This window comes from Ruegeria sp. CDSA020, from assembly GCF_059612345.1.
Window position 1 is genome coordinate 74,580 of record NZ_JBXWQK010000006.1, and the last position, 26,082, is coordinate 100,661.

General features: G+C 58.2%; 24 protein-coding genes. 9 read left to right on the plus strand and 15 right to left on the minus strand.

Features of this window, described 5'->3' with window-relative positions:
* Window positions 1–2: 2 nt before the first annotated feature.
* Genes AC2FJW_RS11950 through AC2FJW_RS11960 form a run of 3 tightly spaced genes read right to left on the minus strand, consistent with a single transcriptional unit; the run spans window position 3 to window position 3,614 of the window.
* On the minus strand, window positions 3–1,607 hold the full coding sequence (locus tag AC2FJW_RS11950; RefSeq protein ID WP_496750172.1) for a carboxyl transferase domain-containing protein: 1,605 nt from the start codon (window positions 1,605–1,607) through the stop codon (window positions 3–5).
* Between the two features lies 1 nt (window position 1,608).
* Window positions 1,609–2,091, minus strand: a complete 483-nt coding sequence (locus AC2FJW_RS11955; RefSeq protein ID WP_281994878.1) for a DUF4365 domain-containing protein — start codon at window positions 2,089–2,091, stop codon at window positions 1,609–1,611.
* The gene (locus AC2FJW_RS11960) at window positions 2,088–3,614 is read right to left on the minus strand and encodes an AMP-binding protein (RefSeq protein WP_496750173.1); all 1,527 of its coding nucleotides are present in this window, start codon (window positions 3,612–3,614) and stop codon (window positions 2,088–2,090) included. Before AC2FJW_RS11960 ends, AC2FJW_RS11955 begins: the two co-directional genes overlap by 4 nt.
* Before the next feature lie 136 nt (window positions 3,615–3,750).
* Between AC2FJW_RS11960 and AC2FJW_RS11965 the strand changes: the two genes are divergently transcribed.
* A complete protein-coding gene (locus tag AC2FJW_RS11965; RefSeq protein WP_142635181.1) occupies window positions 3,751–4,356 on the plus strand; it encodes an OmpW/AlkL family protein in 606 nt (201 codons plus the stop codon).
* 52 nt (window positions 4,357–4,408) lie between these two features.
* On the opposite strand, the gene AC2FJW_RS11970 is transcribed toward AC2FJW_RS11965, so the two are convergent.
* The gene (locus AC2FJW_RS11970; protein ID WP_496750174.1) at window positions 4,409–5,572 is read right to left on the minus strand and encodes an isovaleryl-CoA dehydrogenase; all 1,164 of its coding nucleotides are present in this window, start codon (window positions 5,570–5,572) and stop codon (window positions 4,409–4,411) included.
* A gap of 176 nt (window positions 5,573–5,748) precedes the next feature.
* Between AC2FJW_RS11970 and AC2FJW_RS11975 the strand changes: the two genes are divergently transcribed.
* Window positions 5,749–6,819: a Hint domain-containing protein gene (locus tag AC2FJW_RS11975; RefSeq protein ID WP_496750175.1), complete on the plus strand. Its 1,071-nt coding sequence runs from the start codon at window positions 5,749–5,751 to the stop codon at window positions 6,817–6,819.
* Here the strand turns inward: AC2FJW_RS11975 and AC2FJW_RS11980 are convergent, their stop codons facing one another.
* Window positions 6,820–8,010 (minus strand): DegT/DnrJ/EryC1/StrS family aminotransferase, encoded by a 1,191-nt coding sequence (locus AC2FJW_RS11980; protein WP_271950215.1) that lies wholly within the window; start codon window positions 8,008–8,010, stop codon window positions 6,820–6,822. It abuts the gene before it with no gap.
* 40 nt (window positions 8,011–8,050) lie between these two features.
* On the minus strand, window positions 8,051–8,722 hold the full coding sequence (locus AC2FJW_RS11985) for an HAD-IA family hydrolase (protein WP_496750176.1): 672 nt from the start codon (window positions 8,720–8,722) through the stop codon (window positions 8,051–8,053).
* Between the two features lie 134 nt (window positions 8,723–8,856).
* On the opposite strand from AC2FJW_RS11985, the gene glmU reads away from it, so the two are divergent.
* The 4 genes from glmU to AC2FJW_RS12005 are packed head-to-tail and all read left to right on the plus strand — an operon-like array spanning window position 8,857 to window position 13,268.
* Complete coding sequence (glmU, locus tag AC2FJW_RS11990; RefSeq protein WP_496750177.1) at window positions 8,857–10,209, plus strand: bifunctional UDP-N-acetylglucosamine diphosphorylase/glucosamine-1-phosphate N-acetyltransferase GlmU; 1,353 nt, start codon at window positions 8,857–8,859, stop codon at window positions 10,207–10,209.
* A gap of 3 nt (window positions 10,210–10,212) precedes the next feature.
* Window positions 10,213–12,033, plus strand: coding sequence for a glutamine--fructose-6-phosphate transaminase (isomerizing) (glmS, locus tag AC2FJW_RS11995; RefSeq protein WP_496750178.1), 1,821 nt, complete (start codon window positions 10,213–10,215; stop codon window positions 12,031–12,033).
* Window positions 12,034–12,036: 3 nt separating this feature from the next.
* Window positions 12,037–12,582, plus strand: a complete 546-nt coding sequence (locus AC2FJW_RS12000) for a pyridoxamine 5'-phosphate oxidase family protein (protein ID WP_496702129.1) — start codon at window positions 12,037–12,039, stop codon at window positions 12,580–12,582.
* Window positions 12,579–13,268: a DNA alkylation repair protein gene (locus tag AC2FJW_RS12005; protein WP_496713049.1), complete on the plus strand. Its 690-nt coding sequence runs from the start codon at window positions 12,579–12,581 to the stop codon at window positions 13,266–13,268. The genes AC2FJW_RS12000 and AC2FJW_RS12005 overlap by 4 nt, the downstream gene beginning before the upstream one ends.
* Here the strand turns inward: AC2FJW_RS12005 and AC2FJW_RS12010 are convergent.
* Window positions 13,256–13,672, minus strand: coding sequence for a hypothetical protein (locus AC2FJW_RS12010; protein WP_496750179.1), 417 nt, complete (start codon window positions 13,670–13,672; stop codon window positions 13,256–13,258). The two genes, AC2FJW_RS12005 and AC2FJW_RS12010, sit on opposite strands and share 13 nt — an antisense overlap.
* Window positions 13,673–13,762: 90 nt before the next feature.
* On the opposite strand from AC2FJW_RS12010, the gene moaA reads away from it, so the two are divergent.
* Together moaA and AC2FJW_RS12020 are read left to right on the plus strand one after the other, a co-directional pair.
* Window positions 13,763–14,770 (plus strand): GTP 3',8-cyclase MoaA, encoded by a 1,008-nt coding sequence (moaA, locus tag AC2FJW_RS12015; RefSeq protein ID WP_142634932.1) that lies wholly within the window; start codon window positions 13,763–13,765, stop codon window positions 14,768–14,770.
* Window position 14,771: 1 nt separating this feature from the next.
* Window positions 14,772–16,088, plus strand: a complete 1,317-nt coding sequence (locus tag AC2FJW_RS12020) for a 3-deoxy-D-manno-octulosonic acid transferase (RefSeq protein WP_496750180.1) — start codon at window positions 14,772–14,774, stop codon at window positions 16,086–16,088.
* A gap of 37 nt (window positions 16,089–16,125) precedes the next feature.
* On the opposite strand, the gene AC2FJW_RS12025 is transcribed toward AC2FJW_RS12020, so the two are convergent.
* The 7 genes from AC2FJW_RS12025 to AC2FJW_RS12055 all read right to left on the minus strand — a co-directional run bounded on the left by AC2FJW_RS12025 (window position 16,126) and on the right by AC2FJW_RS12055 (window position 24,045).
* Window positions 16,126–17,289, minus strand: a complete 1,164-nt coding sequence (locus AC2FJW_RS12025) for a M20 aminoacylase family protein (RefSeq protein WP_496690866.1) — start codon at window positions 17,287–17,289, stop codon at window positions 16,126–16,128.
* A gap of 15 nt (window positions 17,290–17,304) precedes the next feature.
* Window positions 17,305–18,453, minus strand: a complete 1,149-nt coding sequence (locus AC2FJW_RS12030; protein WP_496690867.1) for an MFS transporter — start codon at window positions 18,451–18,453, stop codon at window positions 17,305–17,307.
* Window positions 18,454–18,521: 68 nt separating this feature from the next.
* The gene (locus tag AC2FJW_RS12035; RefSeq protein WP_496750181.1) at window positions 18,522–19,799 is read right to left on the minus strand and encodes a DUF3422 family protein; all 1,278 of its coding nucleotides are present in this window, start codon (window positions 19,797–19,799) and stop codon (window positions 18,522–18,524) included.
* Window positions 19,800–19,907: 108 nt separating this feature from the next.
* Window positions 19,908–20,264, minus strand: a complete 357-nt coding sequence (locus tag AC2FJW_RS12040; RefSeq protein ID WP_142634943.1) for a VOC family protein — start codon at window positions 20,262–20,264, stop codon at window positions 19,908–19,910.
* A 160-nt stretch (window positions 20,265–20,424) separates the two neighbouring features.
* Window positions 20,425–21,879 (minus strand): NAD(P)(+) transhydrogenase (Re/Si-specific) subunit beta, encoded by a 1,455-nt coding sequence (locus AC2FJW_RS12045; RefSeq protein WP_496690868.1) that lies wholly within the window; start codon window positions 21,877–21,879, stop codon window positions 20,425–20,427.
* Window positions 21,880–21,892: 13 nt separating this feature from the next.
* A complete protein-coding gene (locus AC2FJW_RS12050) occupies window positions 21,893–23,464 on the minus strand; it encodes a Re/Si-specific NAD(P)(+) transhydrogenase subunit alpha (RefSeq protein ID WP_496750182.1) in 1,572 nt (523 codons plus the stop codon).
* A gap of 128 nt (window positions 23,465–23,592) precedes the next feature.
* Window positions 23,593–24,045: a methyltransferase family protein gene (locus AC2FJW_RS12055; RefSeq protein ID WP_496750183.1), complete on the minus strand. Its 453-nt coding sequence runs from the start codon at window positions 24,043–24,045 to the stop codon at window positions 23,593–23,595.
* 183 nt (window positions 24,046–24,228) lie between these two features.
* On the opposite strand from AC2FJW_RS12055, the gene kynU reads away from it, so the two are divergent.
* Window positions 24,229–25,422 carry a kynureninase gene (gene kynU / locus AC2FJW_RS12060; protein ID WP_496750184.1) on the plus strand — a complete coding sequence of 398 codons (1,194 nt, stop codon included), beginning with the start codon at window positions 24,229–24,231 and terminating at the stop codon, window positions 25,420–25,422.
* Here the strand turns inward: kynU and AC2FJW_RS12065 are convergent.
* Window positions 25,415–25,993: a TetR/AcrR family transcriptional regulator gene (locus AC2FJW_RS12065; RefSeq protein ID WP_496750185.1), complete on the minus strand. Its 579-nt coding sequence runs from the start codon at window positions 25,991–25,993 to the stop codon at window positions 25,415–25,417. The two genes, kynU and AC2FJW_RS12065, sit on opposite strands and share 8 nt — an antisense overlap.
* Between the last annotated feature and the right edge of the window lie 89 nt (window positions 25,994–26,082).

Consider the following 26,082-nt stretch of genomic DNA (forward strand, 5'->3'; position numbering starts at 1 on the left):
ATCTACATCCTGAACACGCCGAAACGTGTCTCCTCAATCGGGGCATTCAGGGCGGCACTCAGCGACAAGGCCAGAACATCGCGACTTTTGCGCGGGTCGATGATGCCGTCGTCCCATAGGCGCGCCGAGGCATAGAGTGGGTGAGATTGTTCCTCGAACATATCCAATGTTGGGCGCTTGAATTCGATCTCTTCCTCAGCCGACCAACTGCCACCCTGCCGCTCGATCCCGTCTCGTTTGACGGTGGCCAGCACGCCCGCCGCCTGCTCGCCCCCCATTACGGAAATACGCGAGTTCGGCCAAGTCCACAGGAACCTGGGCTGATAGGCCCGCCCGGCCATGCCATAGTTCCCGGCCCCGAACGAGCCGCCCACCAGCATGGTGATCTTGGGTACCGAGGTCGTAGCAACGGCTGTCACCATCTTGGCCCCATGCCGCGCGATGCCTTCGTTTTCGTATTTGCGGCCCACCATAAAGCCGGTGATATTTTGCAGGAATACCAGCGGGATTTTGCGTTGCGAGCACAGCTCGACAAAATGCGCGCCTTTTTGGGCGGCCTCGGAAAACAGCACGCCGTTGTTGGCGATGATCCCAACCGGGCAGCCTTTGACATGGGCAAAGCCGGTCACAAGCGTCTCACCAAAGCGCGGTTTGAATTCGTCGAACCGAGAGCCATCGACAAGCCGCGCGATCACCTCGCGGATATCATAGGGCGTGCGCAGGTCGGCGGGAACAACGCCCAGAATTTCCTCGGGGTCATAAGCCGGGTCTTCGGGGCTGGCCCAATCCACGGTCTGCGGTTTGCGCAGATTCAACGATCCCACCGCCTGCCGCGCCAAGGCCAGCGCGTGGGCGTCGTCCTCAGCCAGGTAATCAGCCACGCCGGACAGACGGGTATGGACGTCGCCACCGCCCAGATCCTCGGCGCTGACAACCTCCCCGGTCGCGGCCTTGACCAAAGGCGGACCGGCCAGAAAGATCGTGCCCTGATCTTTGACGATGATCGTCACATCCGACATCGCGGGCACATAGGCCCCGCCCGCCGTACACGAACCCATGACCACCGCGATCTGAGGGATTCCTTTGGCACTCATTCGGGCCTGATTATAGAAGATGCGGCCAAAGTGGTCGCGGTCGGGAAAGACCTCATCCTGATTAGGCAGGTTCGCCCCGCCGCTGTCGACCAGATAGATACAGGGGAGTTGGCTTTCCTCGGCAATCTCCTGCGCGCGCAGGTGTTTCTTGACCGACATCGGATAATAAGTGCCGCCCTTCACGGTGGCGTCGTTGCAAACCACCATGACCTCGCGCCCCTGCACCCGGCCAATGCCCGCAATCACACCAGCGCTTGGCGCTGCATCACCATACATCCCATGCGCCGCCGTCGCGCCGATTTCGAGAAACGGAGACCCCGGATCGAGCAGGTTCGCAACCCGGCGCCGGGGCAGCATCTTGCCCCGCGATTCATGCCGCGCGCGGGATTTCTCACCCCCGCCCATACGGGCCGCTTCGGCAACGTCAGAGATTTGCCCCAGCGCGTCGAGATGAGCCGCGCGGTTTGCTTTAAAGCCCTCAGAGGTGGGTATGGCTTTTGATGTGAGTTTCATCTTATTCCCCTAGCGCCTGTCTCAATCGCGAAAAGTCGGGTTGGCCCTGCATTGAAATGCGCCATGTATCAAACCTTGGGTTCGGATATTCTTGATTTCTGACTTTCGAGCGCCCATTCATCCAAATACTCCGATGTCCTGCATTTTTTCCAGAGGAAGTGGTCACGCAGTTCTTTATGAAATCCGCTGACGACATTAGCCACATTTCGTCGAGACGTTCTGAATAGAACAAAAAGTAATAACCATCTCGTTCCTTCGGATGAGACTGCCCGACGCCGAACAAAGCGGAAGAACCAAATTTCACCTGACCCGAACGTGCTTTGATTTGCAGGTCGATCTTTTGTCCTGCTCTGCCTCGGATGATCGCGTCAATGCCATCATCATCGACAAGCGGTACAAATACATCGAAGCCATCTTTTAGCAGCAGCCCGATAACCCAATATTCGATGCGCTTTCCAAATGACGCGGAGTTTCTGAAACTCATCTTCTGACCTCCAACGCCGCCCGCGCCTTCAATTCCTTCCGGATCACTTTCCCCGTCACAGTCATCGGCAGTTCCTCCAGAAACGCCACCTCGCGCGGATAGGAATACTGCGCCAGACGATCCTTGACCCAATCCTGCAACTCCCGCTCCGCAACCGTGGCTCCCGGTTTCAACACCACATACGCCTTCACGATCTCGGTCCGCAACGGATCGGGCTTGCCGACCACACCAACTGTCGCCACCGCCGGATGGGTCAACAGGCAATCCTCGATCTCAGCAGGGCCGATGCGGTAGCCGGCGGAGGTGATCACATCATCCTCACGACCGACGAAGCGTAGATAGTCACCCTCCCACACGCCGCGATCTCCGGTGATCAGCCAATCGCCGCGGAACTTCTCGGCCGTGGCCTCAGGTCGGTTCCAGTATTCCAGCAGCATCGAGGCCGAGCCTCGGCGGATGGCCACGTCGCCCTCTTGATCTGTGGGCTGGCCATCCTGGTCGATCACTGCAACATCATGCCCCGGAACCGGTTTCCCGATGCAACCCGGGCGCACGGGAAAATCCTCAGCGCAGGAAGACACGACCATGTTGCATTCGGTCTGGCCGTAGAATTCGTTGATCGTCAGGCCGAACGCCTGCTTCCCCCATTCCAACATCTCGGCACCCAGCGGCTCCCCTCCGGAAGCGACCGAGCGCAGACCGGGGATCGCCTGATCCGTGGCCTTGAGCATCCGCAATGCGGTAGGCGGAAAGAACACGTTCCGTACCCCGCCACGTGCGATAACATCCACACAGGCCTCTGGGGTGAATTTCTCAAGCCGGGCCGCCACAACGGGAATGCCCAGCGCCAGCCCTGGCATCAACACATCGAACAACCCGCCAATCCATGCCCAGTCGGCGGGCGTCCACAGACAGTCACCTTCGCGCAGATGGTTGTGGCTGATCGAGACCCCCGGCAAATGGCCGGTCAAAACCCGATGCCCATGCAGCGCGCCTTTGGGGCTGCCCGTGGTGCCGGAAGTATAGATCAGAACTGCCGGATCCTCGGGGCCGGTATCCGCAAAGGGCACCGGATCATCAGACGGAGCTATCTGATCGACCCGAACCGGTACGGCCAAATCCCCCAGCAGCGCAGCACCCTCTGCGTCTGTCAACACCAGTTGCGCCCCTGCATCCGCGACACGCGAGGCCAGCGCGTCATGTTTGAACAATTTAAACAAAGGCACCGAAATCGCGCCGATCTTCCAGATCGCAAGATGCGCCGCCGCGCAGCCGGGTGACTGGCTGAGCAGTACTCCAACGCGATCCCCAGCCCGCACCCGATCGAGCAAGGCGAGTGCGATGTCATCGGCCAAGCGTCCGAGTTGTGCAAACGTGACGACCTTGCCCTCACCCCCGGTCAGGTCGATGATCGCCGTCTGCTCTGGGGGCTGTTCCAAACATTGCCGCGCCATGTTCAACCGGTCCGGCAGGTCCCAGCCCCCACCCTGATGCAAACCAGGTATGCTTTCAGCGGGACACATTACCGAAACCCTTTGTTTTTCTAGGTCTTTTCTGAATCGAGCCACCAAAGACGGTCACGGGAATTTGATGCAGATCAGAGTCGGCGGGCTTTGCTTCATGCAAAACCCGGTCATCAACAAATCCAAAGGCCGTAAAATGACCAAGAAACTCGCCGCTTTGACCCTTTCGACCGCGCTCGTCGCGTTTGCTGCGCCCGTTTTCGCCCAAAATCAGGGCGACTGGACCGTTGGTGTCGGTGTCGGCTATCTCGACCCGAAATCCGACAATGGGTCCCTCGCCGGGCTGGATGCAGATGTCGATTCCGACACACGCCCGATCTTTACTGCCGAGTATTTCGTTCGGGATAATCTGGGTATCGAGCTGCTGGCCGCCACACCGTTCAGCCATGAGGTCACACTGGGTGGCAGCCTCGACGCAGGGACCGTCAAACACCTGCCGCCCACACTGTCGCTGAACTATCACTTCCCGACCAACTCGGTCTGGAAACCCTATGTCGGCGCGGGCATCAACTATACCATCTTCTTCGACGAAAAATCGGCTCTGGGTGATCTCGAACTCGACAACTCGGTCGGCCTCGCACTGCAGGCCGGTCTGGACTATATGGTCACCGAGAAAGGCGCCGTGCGTCTGAACGTTCGCTGGTTCGATATCGACTCGGATGTCACACTGAACGGTGCCGATATCGGCACCGCTGAAATCGATCCTTGGCTGGTCGGCGTATCCTACGTTCACCGCTTCTGATCCTTTACACAGAACGCCCTGCCGTTACCTCGTCGGCGGGGCGTTTTTTTGCTCAGAGCATTTCGTTCATCAGTTCCCGTCCGATCAGCATCCGGCGGATTTCGCTGGTACCGGCGCCGATTTCCATCAGCTTGGCGTCGCGGAAAATGCGGCTGACCGGCGAATCCGACAGGAACCCCGCGCCGCCCATAGCCTGAACTGCCTGATGGGCCTGCGTCATGGCCTGTTCCGAAGCATACAGACAGCACGCTGCCGCATCTTGCCGGGTCACATCCCCGCGGTCACAGGCCTTGGCGACCTCGTAGACATAAGCCCGGGCTGAATTCATGGCCGTGTACATGTCAGCAATCTTGCCCTGCATCAGCTGAAAGCTGCCAATCGGTTTGCCGAACTGCTTGCGCTCGGCCAAATACGGCATGACTTCGTCCAGACAGGCGGCCATGATTCCGGTTCCGATCCCGGCGAGCACGACGCGTTCGTAATCCAGCCCTGACATCAGAACCGTGACACCCTTACCCTCCTCGCCCAGTACATTTTCAAAGGGCACCTCGACGTCATCGAAAATCAATTCCGCCGTGTTTGATCCGCGCATGCCCAGCTTGTCGAAATGGGGCGACGTGGAAAAGCCCGTCATCTCTTTTTCGACCAGAAAGGCGGTGATCCCTTTGGATCCAGCATCAGGATCCGTCTTGGCGTAAACGACCAGAGTATCCGCGTCCGGCCCGTTCGTGATCCAGTATTTGCTTCCGTTCAGCCGGTAGTGGTCGTTGCGCTTTTCCGCCTTCAGCTTCATCGAAACGACGTCTGATCCGGCGGACGCCTCAGACATGGCCAGCGCGCCCACATGTTCGCCGGAAATCAACCGAGGCAGATATTTCGCCTTTTGCTCGGGGCTGCCGTTCAGCTTGATCTGATTGACGCACAGGTTTGAATGCGCCCCGTATGACAATGAGATTGAGGCAGAGGCCCGCGCCACTTCTTCGACTGCGACGGTATGGGCCAGATAGGACATGGCCGCGCCACCATATTCCTCGGACACTGTAATTCCCAGCAGGCCCAATTCGCCCATCTCGCGCCAAAGCTCATTGGGAAACGCGTTCAAGGCATCGACCTTCGCGGCCATCGGCTTCACCCGCTCTTGCGCCCAGCGATGCACCATTTCACGCAGTGCGTTCACATCTTCACCCAGATCGAATTGCATGGCCGCCGTGAACATCGAACTCTCCCAGTAAATGAACGATTGTTCAAATAATCTGCCATGACCATGAACCCGGGTCAAGCGCTGACCGAAAAAGGTTCACCCGCGAGCCGGTCCGGGGCGTCACAAATTCACCATACTCGACGATTAGATCGCCAAAGCCGTTAAGGTTTTTTGCTTCAAGGATTCTGCGAATGGCCCCAACCAATGTCATCGTAAATGGTACTTTTAATAGCGGTTCCGCAAATTGGTCTGGTACGGATATCGAAGCTGACCACACTGAGGGTGCCTATCTTGGGAATGGTTCATCGAATCGTGTGGCCGAAATGGATGGCAACGCAAGCCAAGTCACGGTGATGGAGCAAACCTTTACGCTGGATGACCCCAAATCCGGCGAGCTTAGTCTGGATTCCGCACTTAGGACGGCATCTAACTCGAATGCAGGCAGCGAAGGATTTACCGTCGAGATTCTGGACAGCAACGGCGTCGTTATCGCCTCGATGACTGTTCTGCCGACTGCGAACAGCTTTTCCACATTCACCATGCAGGTCGATTTCCCTTCCGCCGGTGACTATACCCTGCGCCTTACCGAACTTGGCCCTAATGATAGCCTTGGCGCCATTGTCGATAACATCGAGTTACTGGTGTGTTTTTGTCAGGGCACCCTGATCGAGACGGAATTCGGGGAACGTCCCGTTGAAACCTTGCGCGAAGGTGATCTTGTGCTGACCCGATCGGGGCTGAAACCTGTCAGATGGATCGGACAGCGGCATCTTTCGGCAACCGATCTGGCAATCAATCCAAACCTGAATCCGGTTCGAATCGCGAAATCCGCATTGGGGGACGGTTTGCCGAAACAGGATCTATTGGTTTCCCGGCAGCACAGAATGCAAATCTCTTCGGCGGTGGCGCAGCGCATGTTCGGATCGCCGGATGTGCTGGTCGCGGCCATCAAGCTGTCGGAATTGCCGGGAATCGAGATAGACAACAGCCTTGATCAGGTTGTGTATTACCACCTGCTGTTCGACAGCCACGAAATCGTTTTTGCAAATGGCGCCCCGAGCGAAAGCCTGTTGCTGACCGACACGTCGCTGGCATCCGTTACGGCGCAGGCCCGCGAAGAAATCCAAATGATCTTTCCGAATCTGCTGGAAGCCAAGAATACGGTGCCGTCTTATCCGATCCCTGAAATTCGGCTGCAAAAAAGACTGGTCGAGCGGCTGCGGAAGAACCAAAAATCCCCGCTCGAGTCACAGGTAATGTGATCAGGACTGGAACACCGCGCCGACTTCGGAGCGAATGATCCGTGCGATCAACCGGCAATCATCCAGTGAAAAAGTCAATGGCACTCGCATATCCATGATCCCGGTCAAAATGCGGTCACTCGCAGGCAGAGGCGCGCTTTCCACATATCGCCAACTGTCATAGCGCGAGGTAAACCCGGTGGGCTCTGCTCCGCCGAACCATTTCAGATCCACACCACGCGCCGCGCAGCGCTGCATCACAAGAGCAATCCGTTCGGGTGACCAGTCCAGCAGCAAGAACTGAATAGACGAGCCCACATAAGTTTCCGCCTCGGGTCGTTCGACAATGGTAAGTCCCGGCGTGCCGCGCAGCCCTTTTTCGATCTCGACATAGCGCTCATTCCACCGGTCAATCTGTTGTTCCAGATTGCGAAGCTGCGGCCTAAGGATCGCGGCCCTCAAATTGTCCATGCGCCCTGAGACATTGGGCGTGGTGTACTTGATCCGCTCGAACACCTCTGGGCCCGGCGCTGCAAGGTGGCGCTCATACAGCATGTAGGATCCTGAAAGGACCGTCGCCTTGGCAGCCAGTTCCTCGTCATCGGTAATCAACAAACCGCCTTCACCGGAATTTATGTGCTTGTAGGTCTGGCAGGAATAACACCCGATAACGCCCTGCCGTCCGGATTTTTGCCCGCGCCATGCGGCGCCCATCGTGTGCGCGCAATCTTCGATCACGGCCACACCGGCGGCATCGCAGATTTGCATCAACCGATCCATGTCGCACAGATGCCCGCGCATATGGCTGAGCATCAGCACATCAGACTGATCCAGTTTGCTTTCGAGATCATCCAGATCAATCGTCAGCGCTTCGGTCACACCGACAAATACCGGCTTGGCTCCGATCGAGGCAATCGCCCCCGGCACCGGCGCCAGGGTGAAAGCGTTGGTCAGAACCGTATCTCCGGGCTGCACCCCTATCGCGCGCAATGCTGTCGCCAGTGCATAGCCGCCCGAGGAGACCGCCAGACAATATTTTGCGCCGGTCTGCGCGGCAAATTCCTGTTCTAACAGGGCGGTCTCGGCCAGTTCGCCGGGCGACACGTTATATCTGTGCAGCCGGCCATGACGCAAAACGGCCAGAGCCGCCTCGATCGCCTCATCCGGGATTGGTTCCTGCTGGGTGAAATTGCCAGTAAACTTCTCAGTCATCTTTTCGCTCTTGAGGCCGCGATGGGCCGGGGTCAAGGGGTCAGGCTGCAGCTCCGACCAAATCAAAAACAAGTTTCGGCAGGTCATCAAAATGATGCAACAGCGCTTCGGGTTTCAGCGCAGCCATGTCGTCGCCAGATGGCCCGAATGTTACAAGCACCGAAGGTACACCTGCAGCAAGCGCCGTATTCCGGTCGGTGTCGGAATCCCCGATCAGAACGCACAGATCCGGGTGCCCACCTGCCCGGCGGGCAGCTTCACGCAGGGGCTCCGGATCGGGTTTGCGAACCGGCAAAGTATCCGCACCGACGAGTGAGCCAAACCGGTCGCGCACACCCATTTGGGTCAGCAACTGATGTGCCAGAGCCTCGGGTTTATTAGTGCAGATACCAACGCCATAGCCGGCCTCTTTCAACTTTCCAACCGCGTCCAGCGCGCCTGGATAAAACCGGGTATGGGTGTCAATCGCCTCCGAGTACGCTTCTAAAAGCATCGGGTAATAAGCGTGAACAGCCTGCTCGTCATAGGCCCCAACCCGCTTCAAACCGTGGGTCAGCATCATCCGCCCACCACGCAAAGCGATGCCAGCATCCTGCCCGTGGACCAGCACATCGCCGTGCCCCATATCGCGAAAACAATGGTTTGCGGCCTCCAGCAAATCCCCGGAAGTATCCGCCAGTGTCCCGTCCAGATCAAAGATGACTGTTCGCATTACGCCTCCTGCCTCGGCGGGTTTTCGCCACGTCTTGTTGCAAACGGCAATCTAGTTTGATGGCTGAACCGCTTGCGACTTTACCCTCAGCGGATAAAACGGACTGCAACAAAACACAAAGAGAAAACGATTTCATGAGTATCGCCCTTGTCATCCTTGCTGCCGGTAAAGGCACCAGGATGAATTCGGATATCCCGAAAGTCCTGCACCCGATTGCTCAGGCGCCTATGCTGGTCCATGCCATGCGCGCTGGTGCTGTTCTGTCGCCCGAGCGGACCGTCATTGTCACCGGGCACGGGTCCGAAGCCGTTGCCAAAGCAACCCTGGCCGAGGACGAGACCGCACAAATCGCCATTCAGGCCGAACAGCTGGGCACCGCCCATGCTGTCGCACAGGCGCGTGAAGCGCTGCAGGGTTTCAACGGCGACGTGGTTGTTCTGTACGGGGACACGCCCTTTTTGCAACCCGATACGTTGGAACGTATGATCGAAGCGCGGGCCAAGAACGATCTGGTTATTCTGGGTTTTGAGGCCGCAGATCCTGCACGCTATGGCCGGTTGGTCATGAACGGACAGACCCTTGAACGCATCGTCGAATACAAAGACGCCTCAGATAAAGAGCGCGATATAGCACTTTGTAATTCTGGCCTTTTGGCCTGTGACGCTGAATTGCTGTTTTCGCTGATCGACAGCGTGGGAAATGACAATGCCGCCGGTGAATATTACCTGCCGGATGTCGTGGCAATCGCCCGATCCCGTGGCCTGAATGTCACCGCAGTCGCCTGTGACGAGGCACAAACGTTGGGTGTGAACTCGCGCGTTGACCTGGCCGCTGCGGATGCGGTTTTTCAGGTCCGTGCCCGCGCCGATCTGCTGGATCTGGGGGTCACGCTGATGGCGCCGGAAACCGTTTATCTGGCCGCCGACACCGTCATTGGCCGCGACACAGTGATAGAACCCAATGTGGTCTTTGGCCCCGGTGTCACGGTGGAAAGCGGCGCGACGATCCGGGCATTTTCTCATCTTGAGGGCTGCCATGTCAGCCGCGGCGCCATCGTCGGCCCCTATGCCCGGCTGCGCCCCGGCGCTGAGCTGGCAGAAAACACCCGCGTCGGTAATTTTGTCGAGATCAAAAATGCTGAGATCGCCGAAGGCGCGAAGGTCAACCATCTCAGCTATATCGGGGACGCAACGGTTGGGGCGGCGACGAATATCGGCGCGGGTACGATCACTTGCAATTACGATGGCGTAATGAAGCACCAAACAACCATCGGCCAGAACGTCTTTATCGGATCGAACACCATGTTGGTGGCACCTGTCACCATTGGTGACGGCGCGATGACGGCCACCGGAACCGTGGTGACGCGCGATGTGGAAGCGGATGCTTTGGCCGTAGCGCGCGCCAAGCAGGACAACAAGCCCGGTTATGCGCGTAAATTGTTTGACATGTTGACGGCGAAGAAGGCTCGTCGCGACAAAGGAGCCTGACAGATGTGTGGGATTGTAGGTGTATTGGGCAAGCACGAAGCTGCCCCTATCCTGGTCGAGGCCCTAAAACGGCTGGAATACAGGGGGTATGACAGTGCAGGCATTGCTACGGTCAATGGCGGATCTCTGGGTCGGCGTCGGGCTGTGGGCAAGCTGGTAAACCTCAGCGACCTGCTGGTGCATGACCCGCTTCCGGGTAAATCCGGTATCGGCCATACCCGCTGGGCCACCCATGGCGCGCCGACAGTTTCGAATGCCCATCCCCACCGGGCCGGGCCGGTTGCCGTTGTTCACAACGGCATCGTTGAAAACTATCGGGAGCTGCGGACAGAGCTGGCGGAACACGGGATCGGGTTCGAAACCGAAACCGATACGGAAACCGTCGCCCTGATGGCGGAACATTACCTCAAATCAGGGCTGTCCCCGGTTGAGGCCGCCTATAATACCATCGACCGCCTGGTCGGCGCATTTGCCCTGGCCTTTCTGTTTGACGGCGAAGATGACCTGATCGTAGCCGCGCGCAAAGGCTCGCCACTGGCAATCGGGCACGGGGACGGAGAGATGTTTGTCGGCTCGGACGCCATCGCGCTAGCGCCGCTGACGGATCGCATCACCTATCTGGAAGAAGGTGACCGTGCGGTTCTGACCCGCACATCGCTGGAAATCCGCAACGAAGCAGGTGAGCTTGCCAATCGCGAAACCCGCAAGATCAAAGTGGATCACAGCCGCGCCGACAAGGCCGGGCACAAGCATTTCATGGCCAAGGAAATCGCGGAACAGCCGATTGTGGTTGCCGAGGCGATCCGGTCCTACCTGCCCTCTGCCGGGGATCAGGTCGTTCTGCCGGGGGATCTGGATTTCACCAAGCTGGACCGTCTGACGATGGTCGCTTGCGGGACTGCTTTCTACGCCTGTTTGACCGCCAAATACTGGTTCGAGCAACTTGCCAGAATACCGGTCGAAGTCGATATCGCCAGCGAATTTCGCTATCGTGAACCTCCGATCCCGGAACGCACTATGGCGCTGTTTGTCAGCCAATCGGGTGAAACCGCCGACACGCTGGCCGCCCTGCGGTATTGCGACGGCAAAGCGGACAAGGTCGTCTCAGTCGTCAATGTTCCAGAAAGCTCGATCGCACGTGAAAGCGACATCGCCCTGCCGATCCATGCCGGGGTCGAGATTGGCGTCGCCTCGACCAAAGCCTTCACCTGTCAGCTGAGCGTGTTGCTGATGCTGGCGCTCAAGGCTGCCGAGGACCGTGGCACGTTGAGCGACGAGGAACTTGCCGATCACGCCGCCGCGTTGCGCGGGCTGCCTTCGGTGCTGAACACCGCGTTGGATCAGAACCGGGCCATCAGGAAATCCGCCCAGCGCTTGTCCGAGGCGCGCGATGTTCTGTTTCTGGGACGCGGCCTGATGTACCCGCTGGCGATGGAAGGGGCGCTGAAACTCAAGGAAATAAGCTATATCCATGCCGAAGGTTATGCTTCGGGTGAGCTAAAGCACGGCCCCATTGCCCTGATCGATAAACACATGCCCGTGGTGGTTCTGGCCCCGCGAGACACGGTGTTCGACAAAACCGTGTCGAATATGCAAGAGGTCATGGCACGCAAGGGTAAAGTCATCCTGGTGTCCGATGATGACGGCATCGCCGAGGCCGAAGACGGGGTCTGGAGCACGATCCGCATGCCGCATGTGCACCCCAGCCTTGCACCGATCCTCTATTCGGTGCCCGCTCAGTTGCTGGCCTATCATACCGCGGTGGCCAAGGGCACGGATGTGGACCAGCCGCGCAATCTGGCGAAATCCGTAACGGTGGAGTGACACATGTCCAAGCAATTTCCGGCGCTGGATGACGCCCATCGCAAGTTTATCGAGGATCAGCATCTGTTCTTCGTCGGCACCGCCGGACCTGAAGGACGGGTCAATATCTCTCCCAAAGGGATGGACTCGCTGCGGGTACTGGGGCCCAATCGGATTGTCTGGATGAACCTGACCGGCAGTGGCAATGAAACCGCCGGGCATTTGCTTGAGGTCAATCGCATGACCCTCATGTGGTGTTCCTTCACCACACGCCCGCTGATCCTGAGGACCTATGGCACCGCGCGTACATTGCATGCCGGGGACGAGGGCTGGGACGCGTTGGCCGGGCTGTTTCCCGACCACCGCAGCGCCCGCCAGATCTATGACATTGCGATTGACATGGTTCAGACCTCTTGCGGGTATGCCGTACCGTTCATGGAATACCAGTCCGAAAGGGACACGATGCAGAAATGGGTCGACGGTAAGTCCGATGACGATATCCGCGATTATTGGGTTGAGCGGAACCATCAGACGATCGACGGCAAGCCAACACGCGCTGCGGACCAATGACGCCCGTCACCTATCTTGACCAGATCCGGGCCCATGCCGACCCAGAGCGCGCCGTGCAGATGGCGGCTTATCACAAGGTCGAACGCCTCTATCTGGGCGTTGCAAATCCGGTTCTGAACGACCTGAGCAAACTATGGCGACAGGAACTGGACGTTGCTGCGCGGGTGGATCTGGCTGACGCCCTCTGGCAGACCGATATCCACGAGGGCCGTCTGGCCGCAGCCAAGTTGCTAACCCAAGCCCGTATCCGCCCCGATGAGGCTGCTTGGGACCTGCTGCAAAGCTGGTTACCAGATTTCGACGCCTGGGCGGTGGCAGATCACGCCTGTATGGCGATGCAGAAACGCTTGTCTGCGGACCCGGCGCGGTTGGAACAGGTCGAAAGCTGGACAGCGTCAGACCACATGTGGACACGGCGCGCCGCGCTGGTGGCCACCCTGCCTTGGACCAAGCAGAACCACCCCAAGCCAGAAGACCTGAACCGGCGCGACCGTATTCTTGGCTGGGCAGCGGGCTATGTGCCCGACCGTGACTGGTTCATCCAGAAAGCAATCGCATGGTGGCTGCGCGAGCTGTCGAAACATGACGCGGACCGAGTGGTTAACTTTCTGCGCGACCATAGTGCGGCCATGAAGCCCTTTGCCCGGCGTGAAGCTGGCAAATATCTGAAAGGTCAGTTGGAATAAACTTCCAGCTCGACAAGTTCGTCATAAGGCAAAAGCAGCGCCCGCATTGCATCCAGCGACAGCCTGCTGCCGCCGCTTTCGGGCCCACGGGCCGGGACCAGCGTGATATAGGCCTGCGCCCCTGTTCTGGGCACAACAACACGTCCTGTGAACTCTGTCTCGACCAAAGGCGTTTCCATCCAGCGTCCAGGCGTTGTCGGATCACCCAAGCTGGCAATGGTGGTCTTGGCGCCAACCCAACCAGCGGCGGTTGCGGGGACCGGAACGGATTCGGTGACGTCAGCTTCCGCGGCGACCTCTGGTTCAGCCGCAGGTTTGTCGCGACCGAAAACTCGATCAGTTGTCGAGCGGACAGTGTCACAGCCTGCAACAAGGATACAAATGGTCAGCAGAGCGTATTTCATGGCCTGAACTTAGCCCCCCTCACAGGACTGTGCCAGCACAAAGCACAGTTCAGGCTTGTCGCAGGCCAGTCGCCGCTTTACGTATGACGCATGACAGCTCCGCTTATCGACCCGTTCGCACGTGCCATCACCTATCTCCGCGTCTCCGTTACGGATCGCTGTGATTTTCGCTGTGTTTACTGCATGTCCGAAGACATGAAGTTCCTGCCGAAAAAGGACCTGCTGACGCTGGAAGAGCTGGACCGTATGTGCACGACCTTCGTGAAGATGGGCGTGGAAAAGCTGCGCATCACCGGGGGCGAGCCGCTGGTCCGCCGAAACATCATGTCATTCTTCAATGCCATGACCCGGCATCTGGACAGCGGCGCGTTGAAAGAGCTGACGCTGACAACCAATGGCTCGCAACTGCACCGCTTTGCTGACGATCTCTATGCGGCGGGCGTGCGCCGGGTGAATGTGTCGCTGGACACGTTGGATGATGAGAAATTCAGCCAGATCACCCGTTGGGGCCGGTTGAAACAGGTTCTGAACGGAATTGATACTGCCCAAAAGGCTGGCCTGCGGGTCAAGATCAACGCTGTGGCCCTGAAGGGTTTCAACGAGGCCGAACTTCCAACAATCACCCAATGGTGCGCTGAGCGCGACATGGATCTGACCTGGATCGAGGTGATGCCGATGGGCGATATCGGGAACGAGAACCGTCTGGATCAGTACTGGTCGCTCAAGGATGTCCGCAAGGAATATGAAAGCCACTATACCGTCTCCGATCTGGCAGAACGCACTGGTGGACCAGCGCGATATGCGCGGCTTGAAGAAACGGGCCAGAAGATCGGCTTTATCACACCGCTGTCGCATAATTTCTGCGAAAGCTGCAATCGCGTCCGCCTGACCTGTACGGGTGAGCTGTATATGTGTCTGGGGCAAGAGGATATGGCCGATCTGCGTGCCCCCCTGCGAGATCATCTCGATACCGAGGCGCCGCTGGAACAGGCCATCCGCGCGGCGATAAATCTTAAGCCCAAAGGCCACGACTTCGACTATTCCCGCCAGGCGGTCGACGGCAAGATGAGCCGCCATATGAGCCATACGGGCGGCTGACATGACCGCCCCCTCTGGCCAGCCGACGCTGCTTTACCGTTTGTATTGCAGCCTGACCGCCGTTGCTGCACCTTTGGCTTGGCGCACCGTGCGCAAGAAACTCCTGGCGGCAGATGTCCCGACAATTCGCCAGCATGAAAGGCTCGGCCATGCCAGCCTACCACGCCCCAAGGGCCGATTGATCTGGTTCCACGCTGCAAGTGTGGGGGAAACCCTGTCGGTCATCAGCCTGATCAAACGGCTGGGTGAACGCCTGCCGGATGCCCAGTTCCTGGTTACCTCGGGCACCCCAACTTCGGCGGCGCTGATCGAAAAACGGATGCCACCCCGTACGCGACACCAGTATCCGCCGCTGGACACCGCAGGGCCGGTCCGGCGATTTCTGGATCACTGGCGCCCCGAAGCCGGAGTATTTGTCGAAAGCGAAATCTGGCCACGCCTGATCGTTGACGCGGCTGGACGGGGAATCCCTCTGGCCCTGTTGAATGCGCGCCTTTCAGATAAATCCGTCGAAGGTTGGAAAAAACGTCCACAAACCGCACGATTCATTTTGGACAATTTCAGCCTGTTCCTGACCCAGAATGGCAAAACCGCCGCTAATCTGGTGGACATGGGGGCTGTGGCGGACCGCGTGCAACCGGGAACCAACCTCAAAGCGATGTCCGATCCGCTTCCGGTCGATAATTCTGTGTTGGAAGATATTCAGACCCAGATTGCAGGGCGTCCTGTGTGGATCGCCAGCTCGACCCATGCCGGAGAAGAAGAAATCGTTCTGGCTGCCCATGCAAAATTGCTGGAACGTTGGCCGGACCTGCTGCTGTTGTTGATCCCGCGCCACCCCGAACGCAGACAGGATGTGGCCGCGCTGTTGAAACAGGCCGGTCAATCCGCAGTTTTCCGAACATCGGAGGGGCGGATCGAAACTGAAACACAGGTCTTTGTTGCCGACACACTGGGCGAGACGGGCACGTGGTATGCGCTGTGCCCAATCGTATTTCTGGGCGGTTCGCTGCACGAGATCGGCGGCCATAACCCGTTCGAACCCGCGCAGGCTGGGGCGGCGGTAATAACCGGTCCCGGATACTTCAACTTTGCCGAGACCTTTGCGCCGCTCATCGAAACCGGTGGCGCGGTTGAGGTGAACTCGGCGCAGGCCCTGGCAGACGCGGTCGCGGTTTGGCTCAGCGATCAGGACGCGCTGGATACAGCGCGCGATGCCGCGAAATCCTGCGTCAACACGCAGAAATCCGCGCTCGATTCCATTGTCGAGACCCTGTGCGACCGGCTTGACCTGAAGACCAAACCTTCATCTGGCTAAGGGCATTAGGGGCAGCGCAGGTGCCTGCCCCTTGGGGTCAAGCCGCTGGCATCCTTTGCTCCACGATTTCGGCCCACCAGCTGCATCCCGCGGGGATAGCTTCATCGTTGAAGTTGTATTCAGGATGGTGAACCGCAGCGGTATCCCCATTACCCACCAGAATATAGGCGCCCGGACGCTCTTCGAGCATAAAGGCGAAATCCTCGCCGCCCATGATCAGCGGAGCCTGGTCACAATCGCCCGAGACCGACCGCGCCACCTGGGCTGCGAAATCGGTTTGATCATCGCTGTTCACCATTACCGGATATCCCCGGTAATAGGTCACCTCAACCGCTCCTCCAAATGTGGCGGCCACTCCGGTGCAGATCTCGGTCACGCGCTTTTCGGCCATATCCCGCATGTCCCGGCTCATTGTACGGACCGTACCGCGCAGCTTTACAGTCTGAGGGATCACGTTGAATGCGGTTGAAGAGGTTTCGAAGGAGGTCACCGAAACAACCACCTGATCCACCGGGTCAGCGTTTCGCGCCGCGATGGTCTGGAGCGCCAGAACCGCCTGCGCCGCCATCACAGTTGTATCCACGGTTTCGTGCGGCTTGGCTGCGTGGCCGCCTTTGCCTTCGAAAACGATGTCGAACTGATCAGTAGCTGCGAAAAACGCGCCAGGACGGATGGCGAAACTGCCCACCGGACGGCCGGGCCAGTTATGCATTCCGTATACTTCCTGAATGCCCCAGCGATCCATCATCCCGTCTTCACACATCTCACGACCACCGCCGCCACCTTCTTCGGCAGGTTGGAAAATGACCACCACTGTCCCGTCAAAATTCCGCGTTTCCGAAAGGTATTTCGCCGCCCCCAACAACATCGCAGTATGACCATCATGGCCGCAGGCGTGCATCGCCCCATCGGTATTCGAGGCATAGTCCAATCCGGTCGCCTCATGGATCGGCAGCGCATCCATATCGGCACGCAAACCGATAACCTTACCGCCCGTGTCCGCCTTGCCCTTGATCACACCCACCACGCCCGTTCGGCCAATTCCGGTTACCACCTCATCGCAGCCGAACTCTTTCAGCTTTTCCGCCACCAGCGCACTGGTGCGATGGGTTTCAAACAGGATCTCTGGATTTTGGTGGATATCACGCCGCCATTCCGTGATTTCACTCTGCAGTTCTGCGAACCGGTTTTTGATCGGCATGTGTATCTCCCAAAATCATCGTTCGTCGCTGTCACCGGGACGCAACGCGCCTGACAACAGGACAATGAAAACAGCCAGCGGCAGCAAGGCCATGAATGCAAGACGCAATGTAAGCATCTCTGCCAGAAACCCAATAAGGGGCGGGCCAATCAACAACCCGCCATACCCTAATGTGGCCACGCTGGCGATGGCTTGACCAGGCGGGACATGCGGATCATTTGCCGCCCTGCTGAACGCAAGCGGCATGATCACTGCATATCCAAGCCCCATCAGTCCAAACCCAACCAGAGCAATCCCGGCATCATAGGCCGATACCACAGCCAGCACCCCCAAAGCGGCGCATACCCCTCCGAAACGGGCCGTCGCGGTTGGTCCGAACCGCGCGATCACGACACCACCCACCAGACGGAACGCGACCATTGTCACCGAAAAGACGGCATATCCCAGCGCCGCGACGCTTTCGGGTGCACCGGTCACATCCCGCAGGAAAATCGCGCTCCAGTCCGCGACGGCCCCTTCACCCAATGCCCCGCACAGGGCAATAAATCCGACAAGTATCAACGCACCCGACGGAAGTGCAAATATCGCCCCGCCCGCGGCCACAACACGGTGCGAATTCCACTGCACACGGGACAGAGCCAGTGTCAGCCCAACTACGATGCCACCGGCCAGCAAAAAGTGCTGTGACACCGTCAGGCCCATCTGTATCGCACCAAATCCGCTCAGCGCTCCCAGACCGGCCCCCAGGCTCCACATCGCGTGAAAAGACGACATAACGGGCCTGTCATAAGCGCGCTCAACCTCTGCTGCCCAGGCGTTCATCGCAACATCCATTGAGCCGTGGAAGGCCCCGAATACGAACAGGAAAAACGCCAATGCCCAAAAGCTTCCGGCAAAGGCCAGCAAGATAAGGGATGCGGTATAAAGAATGGCGATGATCCGTGTGATCACCACAGCCCCGAACCGATCTGTCAGACGTCCGGTAACCGGGAACGAACACACAGCCCCAGCCGCCATGAACAGCAAGCCGTAGCCAAGCGCTTCGTGCGACAGGTCCAGGTGATCCCTGACTGCGGGAATACGCGAGGCCCAGATCCCGAACAAAGCGCCGTTCAAAATGAACATGGCCGCCACGGCCCGCCAAGCGGCCATAATTCCGATCACGTATTTTCCTTTGCTCCGCGCCCGCCCCTGTCAGTTCTACAGCCTGGGGAAGGTTTAGCAAACGCGGATTAGGCCAACCGCTTTCGTATATGCCTGATACCCAGCCAGACACACAGGACAACCGGCAAGGTTGCTGCCGCGGTCAGCATCCCCTTGCTGATCCCGGTGGCGGTCAACGGGTACAACAGATAGCCGGCCAGTGAGACCGCATAATAGCTAATCGCCACCACGGAAAGCCCCTCGACTGTGTGCTGCAACCTCAGGGCCAGATCAGCACGGCGGTCCATACTTTCCAGCAATGCCTGATTCTGGGCGCTGCGTTCCACATCTACCCGGGTCCGCAGCAACTCACCCCCCCGGATCGCCCGGTCGGACAAGGTCTGCAGCCGACTTTCCGTGGCTTTCACTGTCCGAATTGCGGGCTCATACCGGCGCATCATGAAATCGGCAAAGGACTGACGGCCCTCGAACCTTTCCTCGCGCAATACTTCGATCCGTTGGTTAACGATGGCTTCATAGGCCCCGGTAGCCCCAAAGCGAAATGCGCATCGGGCAGAAAGCGTTTCCAATTCGATGGATGTTGACAGCAGATCCGGCAGTAGTTCGTCAGGATGCGCCGAGTTATCTGTCATCTGCCCCATAAGCCGGGTCAGCTTTCCATCCAGCTCTCCGATTTTCGGCATCAGTTGCTTGATGCGAGCAAAGCCCAACATGGACATGGCCTTGTAGGTTTCGATCTCGCACAGGCGCTGGATGATGCGCCCGGTTCGGCGCTGTCCTGTTCCCTTGGTCACGAAGAGCGCGAACCGCATATGCCCAGCTGGATCAATCCGAAAGTCACTGGCACAAATCGCAGCATCATCCAGCACGCGCGCAACCGCAAGGCTTTCGGGTTCGAACCATTCGGCCAGCGCGGCTTTTACCGCCTCATCATCTGGTCTTTCAGTCACCCGAACCATGGCCGAGGTTATCCTCTGGCCCGGGCTGGCCATCAGCCAATCAGGTGGGAAAGCTTCAAAATCAGCGGGGTTGAAGGCCCGGTCACTGACATTCCGGGTGATCGCCGTATAGGTCACAAATTCCGTGTGCTGCTCCCACTTGAGCCAGTGACGCCCGATCTGACCCGCGTAATGCGTCGCGTCCGGCTGCGGGTGCTGCGCACCGTGACGGTCCAGAAGATTGACCAGATGGGCAATGTCTTCGCTCCGGTCCCTCGCTACCGCCGCCACGGGTTTCTTGATGGCCAAAAACGCAACGGTGCATGGCGTCGAGGCCACGGGAAACGGGCGCGCATGCAACTCGTTGGCCAGCGAATAGCGCAATGGATGATCGTCGATCGGCGTCATTGAATGCTCCGGCGTTGTCCGGCGCACTATACGACAGTTCAAAAATACATCAATTATCTTTTTATTTCAATAACTTACATGGATACTACGGTATACAAACCCCTTATGTCATTGATTTGGCTGCCACAGTTCGATTGGGTTGCCCTCAGGGTCGTGAATACGTGCGAATTTTCCAACCTCGCTATCCCATTCCGGATTGGTCTCGACGGCAATGCCTGCGGCTTGCAACTGGGTCGTCATGGCAGACAGATCATCAACCCGAAAATTGATCATCCACTGCTGCTCGGCGCGGCCAAAATAATCGGTGTCCTGCGCAAACGGGGCAAAGACCGTATAGCCTTCGCGCTGCTTCCAGGGGACGGGATCGTAATGATGAACGCCAAGATGGGTCTCGTACCAATCCCGCAGCGCTTCCGGATCTCTGGCGCGAAAAAACACGCCACCTATGCCGTTGACCTTTTCCATGGGGCACCTCCTAGTCTTTCTATAATAGCCCAAGGATACCACATTCCGCCCGCCTCATCTGGCCAGAAAAATCTTGGGGGCTTGGAGGCAAAGCCCCCAACATGACAAACAAGAAAAGGGCGCCCGAAGGCGCCCTTTGCATTTTGGTTAAGGCTTTAGATCAATCGATCATTGGCAGCAGCTTGTCCAGCGACTGTTTCGCGTCGCCATAGAACATGCGGGTGTTCTCTTTGAAGAACAGCGGGTTTTCGATACCCGAATACCCCGTACCCTGACCACGTTTGGACACGAACACCTGCTTGGCCTTCCAGCATTCCAGAACCGGCATACCGGCGATCGGGCTGTTGGGGTCTTCCTGTGCTGCAGGGTTCACGATGTCGTTCGAACCGATGACGATGGCAACATCCGTTTCCGGGAAGTCCTCGTTGATCTCGTCCATTTCCAGAACGATGTCATACGGCACCTTGGCCTCGGCCAGCAGAACGTTCATGTGGCCCGGCAAACGACCGGCAACCGGGTGGATCGCAAAGCGCACATTCTTGCCCTGCGCCCGCAGCTTGCGAACCAGTTCGGACACCGATTGCTGTGCCTGCGCCACGGCCATGCCATAGCCCGGAATGATCACCACGCTGTCGGCGTCATTCAGGGCTGCGGCAACACCGTCGGCCTCAATTGCAATCTGCTCGCCTTCGACAGCCATCTGCTCACCTTGCGGACCACCAAAGCCACCCAAGATCACACTGACAAAGTGCCGGTTCATCGCCTTACACATGATGTAGGAGAGGATCGCACCGGACGAGCCCACCAGCGCACCGACCACGATCAGCAGGTCGTTGCCCAGCGAAAAGCCGATGGCCGCAGCCGCCCAGCCTGAATAGCTGTTCAGCATCGACACAACCACCGGCATGTCGGCACCGCCGATGCCCATGATCAGGTGATAACCAATAAACAAGGCGGCCAGCGTCATCAGGAACAGGGGCAGGAATCCGCCCGTGGACGTGTACCAGACCAGACAGATCAGCGAGAGCCCCGCCGCAGACGCATTCAGCGCGTGACCACCGGGCAGTTTGGTTGCCGTCGATGTGACCTTGCCAGCCAGCTTGCCATAAGCCACGACCGAACCGGTAAAGGTGATCGCGCCGATGAAGATGCCCAGGAACAGTTCCACGTGCAGGATTGCCAGCTCTGCCGCTGTCTTCTTGGCGATCAGCTTGGCAAACGCGCCCAGGTCGGACAGGTCGACGTCTTTGGCGGCATCAACAACCGCAAAAACTTCGGCGACATTCTTGATTTCAAAATGCGCGTTGAAACCCACGAACACAGCCGCCAAACCAACCAGCGAATGCATCGCAGCCACAAGCTGTGGCATCTCGGTCATCTGGACGCGCTGCGCCACATATTGACCGATCAGACCACCACCTATGATCAGCAGCAGTGACAGCAGCCACAAGCCCGAACCGGGGCCGACCAGCGTAGCGAAAACCGCCAGCGCCATACCGACGATGCCATACCAGACAGCGCGCTTGGCGCTTTCCTGGTTCGACAGGCCGCCAAGCGAGAGGATGAACAGAACAGCCGCAACAACGTAGGCGGCAGTGGTGAAGCCATAATCCATGCGCCCGGCCTCCTTAAGATTTCTGGAACATGGCAAGCATGCGCCGAGTTACGAGGAAGCCACCGAAGATGTTGATCCCGGCCATGAATACGGACAGAGCCGCCAGCAGAATAACCAGGAACGACCCGGATCCGATCTGCATCACTGCGCCAACGATGATGATCGACGAGATCGCGTTGGTGATCGCCATCAGCGGTGTGTGCAGGCTGTGTGCAACGCCCCAGATCACCTGGAATCCCACGAAGATCGCCAGCACAAAGACGATGAAGTGCTGCATGAAGCTGGCCGGAGCAATCAGACCGATCAACAGCATTAGCGCACCGCCGATACCCAGCAAGGTGAACTGCTGTTTGGTTTGTGCCTTGAAGGCCGCAACTTCCTGCGCCTTTTTCTCCTCCGGGGTCAGCTCCCTGACCTCAGGCTTTTTCTGAGCGGCAATCGCCTGAACTTTCGGCGGCGGTGGCGGGAAGGTGATTTCACCTTCATGCGTCACGGTTGCGCCGCGGATCACGTCGTCTTCCATGTCATGGTTGATCTGACCGTCCTTTTCAGGCGTCAGGTCTGTCATCATGTGACGGATGTTGGTTGCGTAAAGCGACGAAGACTGCGCCGCCATCCGGCTGGGGAAATCGGTATAGCCGATGATGGTCACGCCATTATCGGTCACGATCTTCTCGTCAGCAACGGTCAGCTTGCAGTTGCCGCCTTTTTCCGCCGCAAGGTCCACGATCACCGAACCCGGTTTCATCGCTTCGACCATGTCCTTGGTCCAAAGCTCAGGCGCTTCGCGGTTGGGGATCAGCGCCGTAGTGATGACAATGTCCATTTCCGGAGCAAGTTCGCGGAACTTGGCCAGCTGTGCCTCGCGGAATTCATCGGACTGAACACTCGCGTAACCGCCGGTTGCCGCGCCGTCCTGCTGGTCTTCTTCGAAGTCCAGATAGACAAATTCGGCGCCCATGGATTCAACCTGCTCGGCCACTTCGGGGCGCACGTCGAACGCATAGGTGATTGCCCCCAGCGAGGTCGATGTCCCGATCGCGGCCAGACCGGCCACACCGGCACCTACGATCAAGACCTTGGCAGGCGGTACTTTACCAGCAGCCGTCACCTGACCGGTGAAGAACCGGCCAAAGTTGTTACCCGCTTCGATCACCGCGCGGTAGCCCGCGATGTTGGCCATCGACGACAGAGCGTCCATCTTCTGGGCACGACTGATACGCGGCACCATTTCCATGGCGATCACGTTGGCGCCCTTGGACTTGGCGGCCTCCATGCCCTTTTCATTCCCTGCGGGGTTGAAGAACGAGATCAATGTCTTGCCCTTGGTAAGACGCTTCAGCTCGGTTTCATTTGGCTGACGTACCTTGGCGACGATGTCGGCGGCTTTCCACAGCGCAGCCGCGGTTCCGATAACCTCGACACCCGCCTCTTTATATGTGGCGTCCGAGAACCCGGCCGCAGCGCCGGCCCCTTTCTCGATCAGGCACTCATACCCGAGCTTTTGCAGTTGACGGGCTGAATCCGGAGTCATCGCGACCCGGTTCTCACCGTCAAATGTTTCCTTTGGCGTTCCAATCTTCAACGGCGCGTCCCCCTAATTTTCGGTCAGTTCGCAAGGATAGTTGGCATTCTATCTGAAGAACCAGTTTTAACTGCGCAAGATTATTTCGCAAGCGCAGCATTGTTACGTCGTGTAAAATCCCGTCCACCTCAGATCCAGCGGCGGGTTTGCCTTTCATATCTGGCGAAATCCGTGCGAAAGGCACGGCGCATACGGTTTTCTTCCGGCGCAATAAACCTGCGTTCCAAAATCCAGACAAAAATAGGCATCAACACCAAGGACAGCACCGCGTCGAAACGCAGAATCAAGCCGGCCAGAATAAGTACATCACCAACGTAGATCGGATTGCGGCTGCGCTTGAAGATACCTGTTTGAACCAGACTCGATGGAGTTTCATGCGGCAGGACGGTCGTTCGATGCCGACGAAACTCGGCAATCGCCAGCACGACAAGAACGACGCCGCCCCCGATCAGAAGGCCGCTGAGCAGGTCGGTAAACCCGCTGGCCAGCGACAGACCGAAGGACGCATAGGTCGCCTGCAGCCAGGCGAGAACAGCAAAGGCCACCAACCAAGCGGGCGGAATGTCGAGTTTGCGCTTCATGCTTGTTCCTTTGATCCTGCGGTATGGATGTCGCATTTGTCGGGGTATGTACCGCTTTGCATCCACGAAAGCAAAACCACAGTTGGTCGCATCTGTGCATTTTCGGCCGAACGCGTAGACACGGCAGAACTGATCAGATAGCCCTTTAGTCAGACATTTGTCAGAATTCTGCACAGGACCTCCATGACTGATTTCGCTGCAACCAAAGCCATGTTCGATCTGCCGAATGGAACCATTTATCTGGACGGCAACTCGCTTGGCCCATTGCCACGTGCTGCTGCCGAGCGGGTGAGTGGAATGATGACACACGAATGGGGTCAAATGCTGATCACCGGTTGGAACAAGGCCGGGTGGATGGGGCTTCCGACCGGGCTTGGCGACCGTATCGGGCGGTTGATCGGGGCGGAACCGGGTACCATCGTGACCGGCGATACCCTGTCGATCAAGGTCTATCAGGCTGTTGCCTCGGCGCTGGAGCTTTGCCCCGACCGCAAGGTTGTGCTGTCTGATAACGGCAATTTCCCTTCGGACCTTTATATGGTCGACGGCCTGCTGCGTTCACTCGGATCGGAATACGAATTACGGGTGGTCGCACCCGAGGAAGTTTCCGAAAACATCACCAAAGACGTCGCGGTTCTGATGCTGACCGAGGTCGATTACCGGTCTGGCCGGATCCATGACATGGAGGCGCTGACGGAACAGGCCCATGCGAACGGCACAATAACCGTTTGGGATTTGGCCCATTCCGCAGGGGCGATCCCGGTTGAGCTGTCCAGCTGCAATGCAGATTTTGCCGTTGGCTGCAGCTATAAGTATCTGAACGGAGGCCCTGGCGCGCCGGCGTTCATCTATGTGGCGCCCCGCCATGCGGATCGCGTGCGCCCTGCATTATCCGGGTGGCTGGGCCATGAAGCCCCGTTCACGTTCGATCTGGATTACCGCCCCGGACAGGGTATCGAGCGGATGCGTGTCGGCACACCTCCGATCATCCAGATGACCGCGCTGTCTGCGGCGATGGACATCTGGGACATGGCCAACATCATGGACGTGCGCGCCAAGTCAATCGAACTGACCGAGCTGTTTATTTCGGGCGTCGAGGCCACCTGCCCTGACCTGAAACTGGCCAGCCCCCGCGACCCTGCGCAGCGTGGCAGTCAGGTTTCATTCCGTTTCGCCGATGGCTATGCCGCAATGCAGGCCTTGATCGCGCGCGGCGTGATCGGTGATTTCCGCGCCCCGGACATCATGCGCTTTGGGTTCACCCCGCTTTATATCGATGAGCAGGATGTAAACGGAGCGGTGGACATTCTGGCCGACATCATGACCAACCGGTTATGGGACGCACCGGAATACAAAGTCAGACAGCGGGTTACCTGATTTCCAACGCTGCACCAATCATGGCGGCAAGGTTCGAGTTCATCCGGTCAAATTCTTGAAAATCCGTCGCGCTGATTTTGTTTCCCCGCAGCGCAGAGGCAATGGTCTCCGCGGTCTCTCTTGCGCCATCAAACAAACGGACACGATCATTCGACGCTTCTTTCTGTAGCCACCCGGTATATAAAGATTGCAGCCGGGCCTCGCCCTGCGTGATGATATCCGAGGCCAGCGACTTTCCTGCATCTAACAGTTCCATCCCGTGTGGAGAGGACATGATCTGAGCCATACCATCGGTCTGCACGTGGATTGCCTGGCCGATGATCTGCGAAACCGAGCCGTCTGCCTGCAGGGCTTTCGCAACGGCTTCGATCTTCTCCTCATAGTGCAACTCGGTGAGTCTGCGCAGGATTGCCTCTTTGTTGTCGAAATACAGATACAATGCCGGGCGCGAGATCCCCACGCCCTTTGCGATTTCATCCATCGACGTCTTTTTAAAGCCGTAAGCCGCGAATGCCTTACGCGCCGAATCCAGTATGGCAAGGCACTTTACGTCTAGCACGAAATCTCTCATCTGAACCTTTTGACACTTTTCACTCAATTTGTCAGTTGACACTCTGACACTCACACCCATTTATGTCAGAACGTCACTAAATGCCAAGA

Coding starts and splice junctions, on each gene's coding strand:
- AC2FJW_RS12020 (WP_496750180.1), top strand. CDS start 14,772: ATGACCGCCCCCTCTGGCCAGCCGACGCTGCTTTACCGTTTGTATTGC.
- AC2FJW_RS11975 (WP_496750175.1), top strand. CDS start 5,749: ATGGCCCCAACCAATGTCATCGTAAATGGTACTTTTAATAGCGGTTCC.
- kynU (WP_496750184.1), top strand. CDS start 24,229: ATGACTGATTTCGCTGCAACCAAAGCCATGTTCGATCTGCCGAATGGA.
- AC2FJW_RS11980 (WP_271950215.1), bottom strand. CDS start 8,010: ATGACTGAGAAGTTTACTGGCAATTTCACCCAGCAGGAACCAATCCCG.
- AC2FJW_RS12025 (WP_496690866.1), bottom strand. CDS start 17,289: ATGCCGATCAAAAACCGGTTCGCAGAACTGCAGAGTGAAATCACGGAA.
- AC2FJW_RS11970 (WP_496750174.1), bottom strand. CDS start 5,572: ATGTTCACGGCGGCCATGCAATTCGATCTGGGTGAAGATGTGAACGCA.
- AC2FJW_RS12005 (WP_496713049.1), top strand. CDS start 12,579: ATGACGCCCGTCACCTATCTTGACCAGATCCGGGCCCATGCCGACCCA.
- AC2FJW_RS12040 (WP_142634943.1), bottom strand. CDS start 20,264: ATGGAAAAGGTCAACGGCATAGGTGGCGTGTTTTTTCGCGCCAGAGAT.
- AC2FJW_RS12010 (WP_496750179.1), bottom strand. CDS start 13,672: ATGAAATACGCTCTGCTGACCATTTGTATCCTTGTTGCAGGCTGTGAC.
- AC2FJW_RS11950 (WP_496750172.1), bottom strand. CDS start 1,607: ATGAAACTCACATCAAAAGCCATACCCACCTCTGAGGGCTTTAAAGCA.
- AC2FJW_RS12035 (WP_496750181.1), bottom strand. CDS start 19,799: ATGACGCCGATCGACGATCATCCATTGCGCTATTCGCTGGCCAACGAG.
- AC2FJW_RS11955 (WP_281994878.1), bottom strand. CDS start 2,091: ATGAGTTTCAGAAACTCCGCGTCATTTGGAAAGCGCATCGAATATTGG.
- AC2FJW_RS11985 (WP_496750176.1), bottom strand. CDS start 8,722: ATGCGAACAGTCATCTTTGATCTGGACGGGACACTGGCGGATACTTCC.
- moaA (WP_142634932.1), top strand. CDS start 13,763: ATGACAGCTCCGCTTATCGACCCGTTCGCACGTGCCATCACCTATCTC.
- AC2FJW_RS12065 (WP_496750185.1), bottom strand. CDS start 25,993: ATGAGAGATTTCGTGCTAGACGTAAAGTGCCTTGCCATACTGGATTCG.
- glmS (WP_496750178.1), top strand. CDS start 10,213: ATGTGTGGGATTGTAGGTGTATTGGGCAAGCACGAAGCTGCCCCTATC.
- AC2FJW_RS12045 (WP_496690868.1), bottom strand. CDS start 21,879: ATGGATTATGGCTTCACCACTGCCGCCTACGTTGTTGCGGCTGTTCTG.
- AC2FJW_RS12000 (WP_496702129.1), top strand. CDS start 12,037: ATGTCCAAGCAATTTCCGGCGCTGGATGACGCCCATCGCAAGTTTATC.
- glmU (WP_496750177.1), top strand. CDS start 8,857: ATGAGTATCGCCCTTGTCATCCTTGCTGCCGGTAAAGGCACCAGGATG.
- AC2FJW_RS12055 (WP_496750183.1), bottom strand. CDS start 24,045: ATGAAGCGCAAACTCGACATTCCGCCCGCTTGGTTGGTGGCCTTTGCT.
- AC2FJW_RS11965 (WP_142635181.1), top strand. CDS start 3,751: ATGACCAAGAAACTCGCCGCTTTGACCCTTTCGACCGCGCTCGTCGCG.
- AC2FJW_RS11960 (WP_496750173.1), bottom strand. CDS start 3,614: ATGTGTCCCGCTGAAAGCATACCTGGTTTGCATCAGGGTGGGGGCTGG.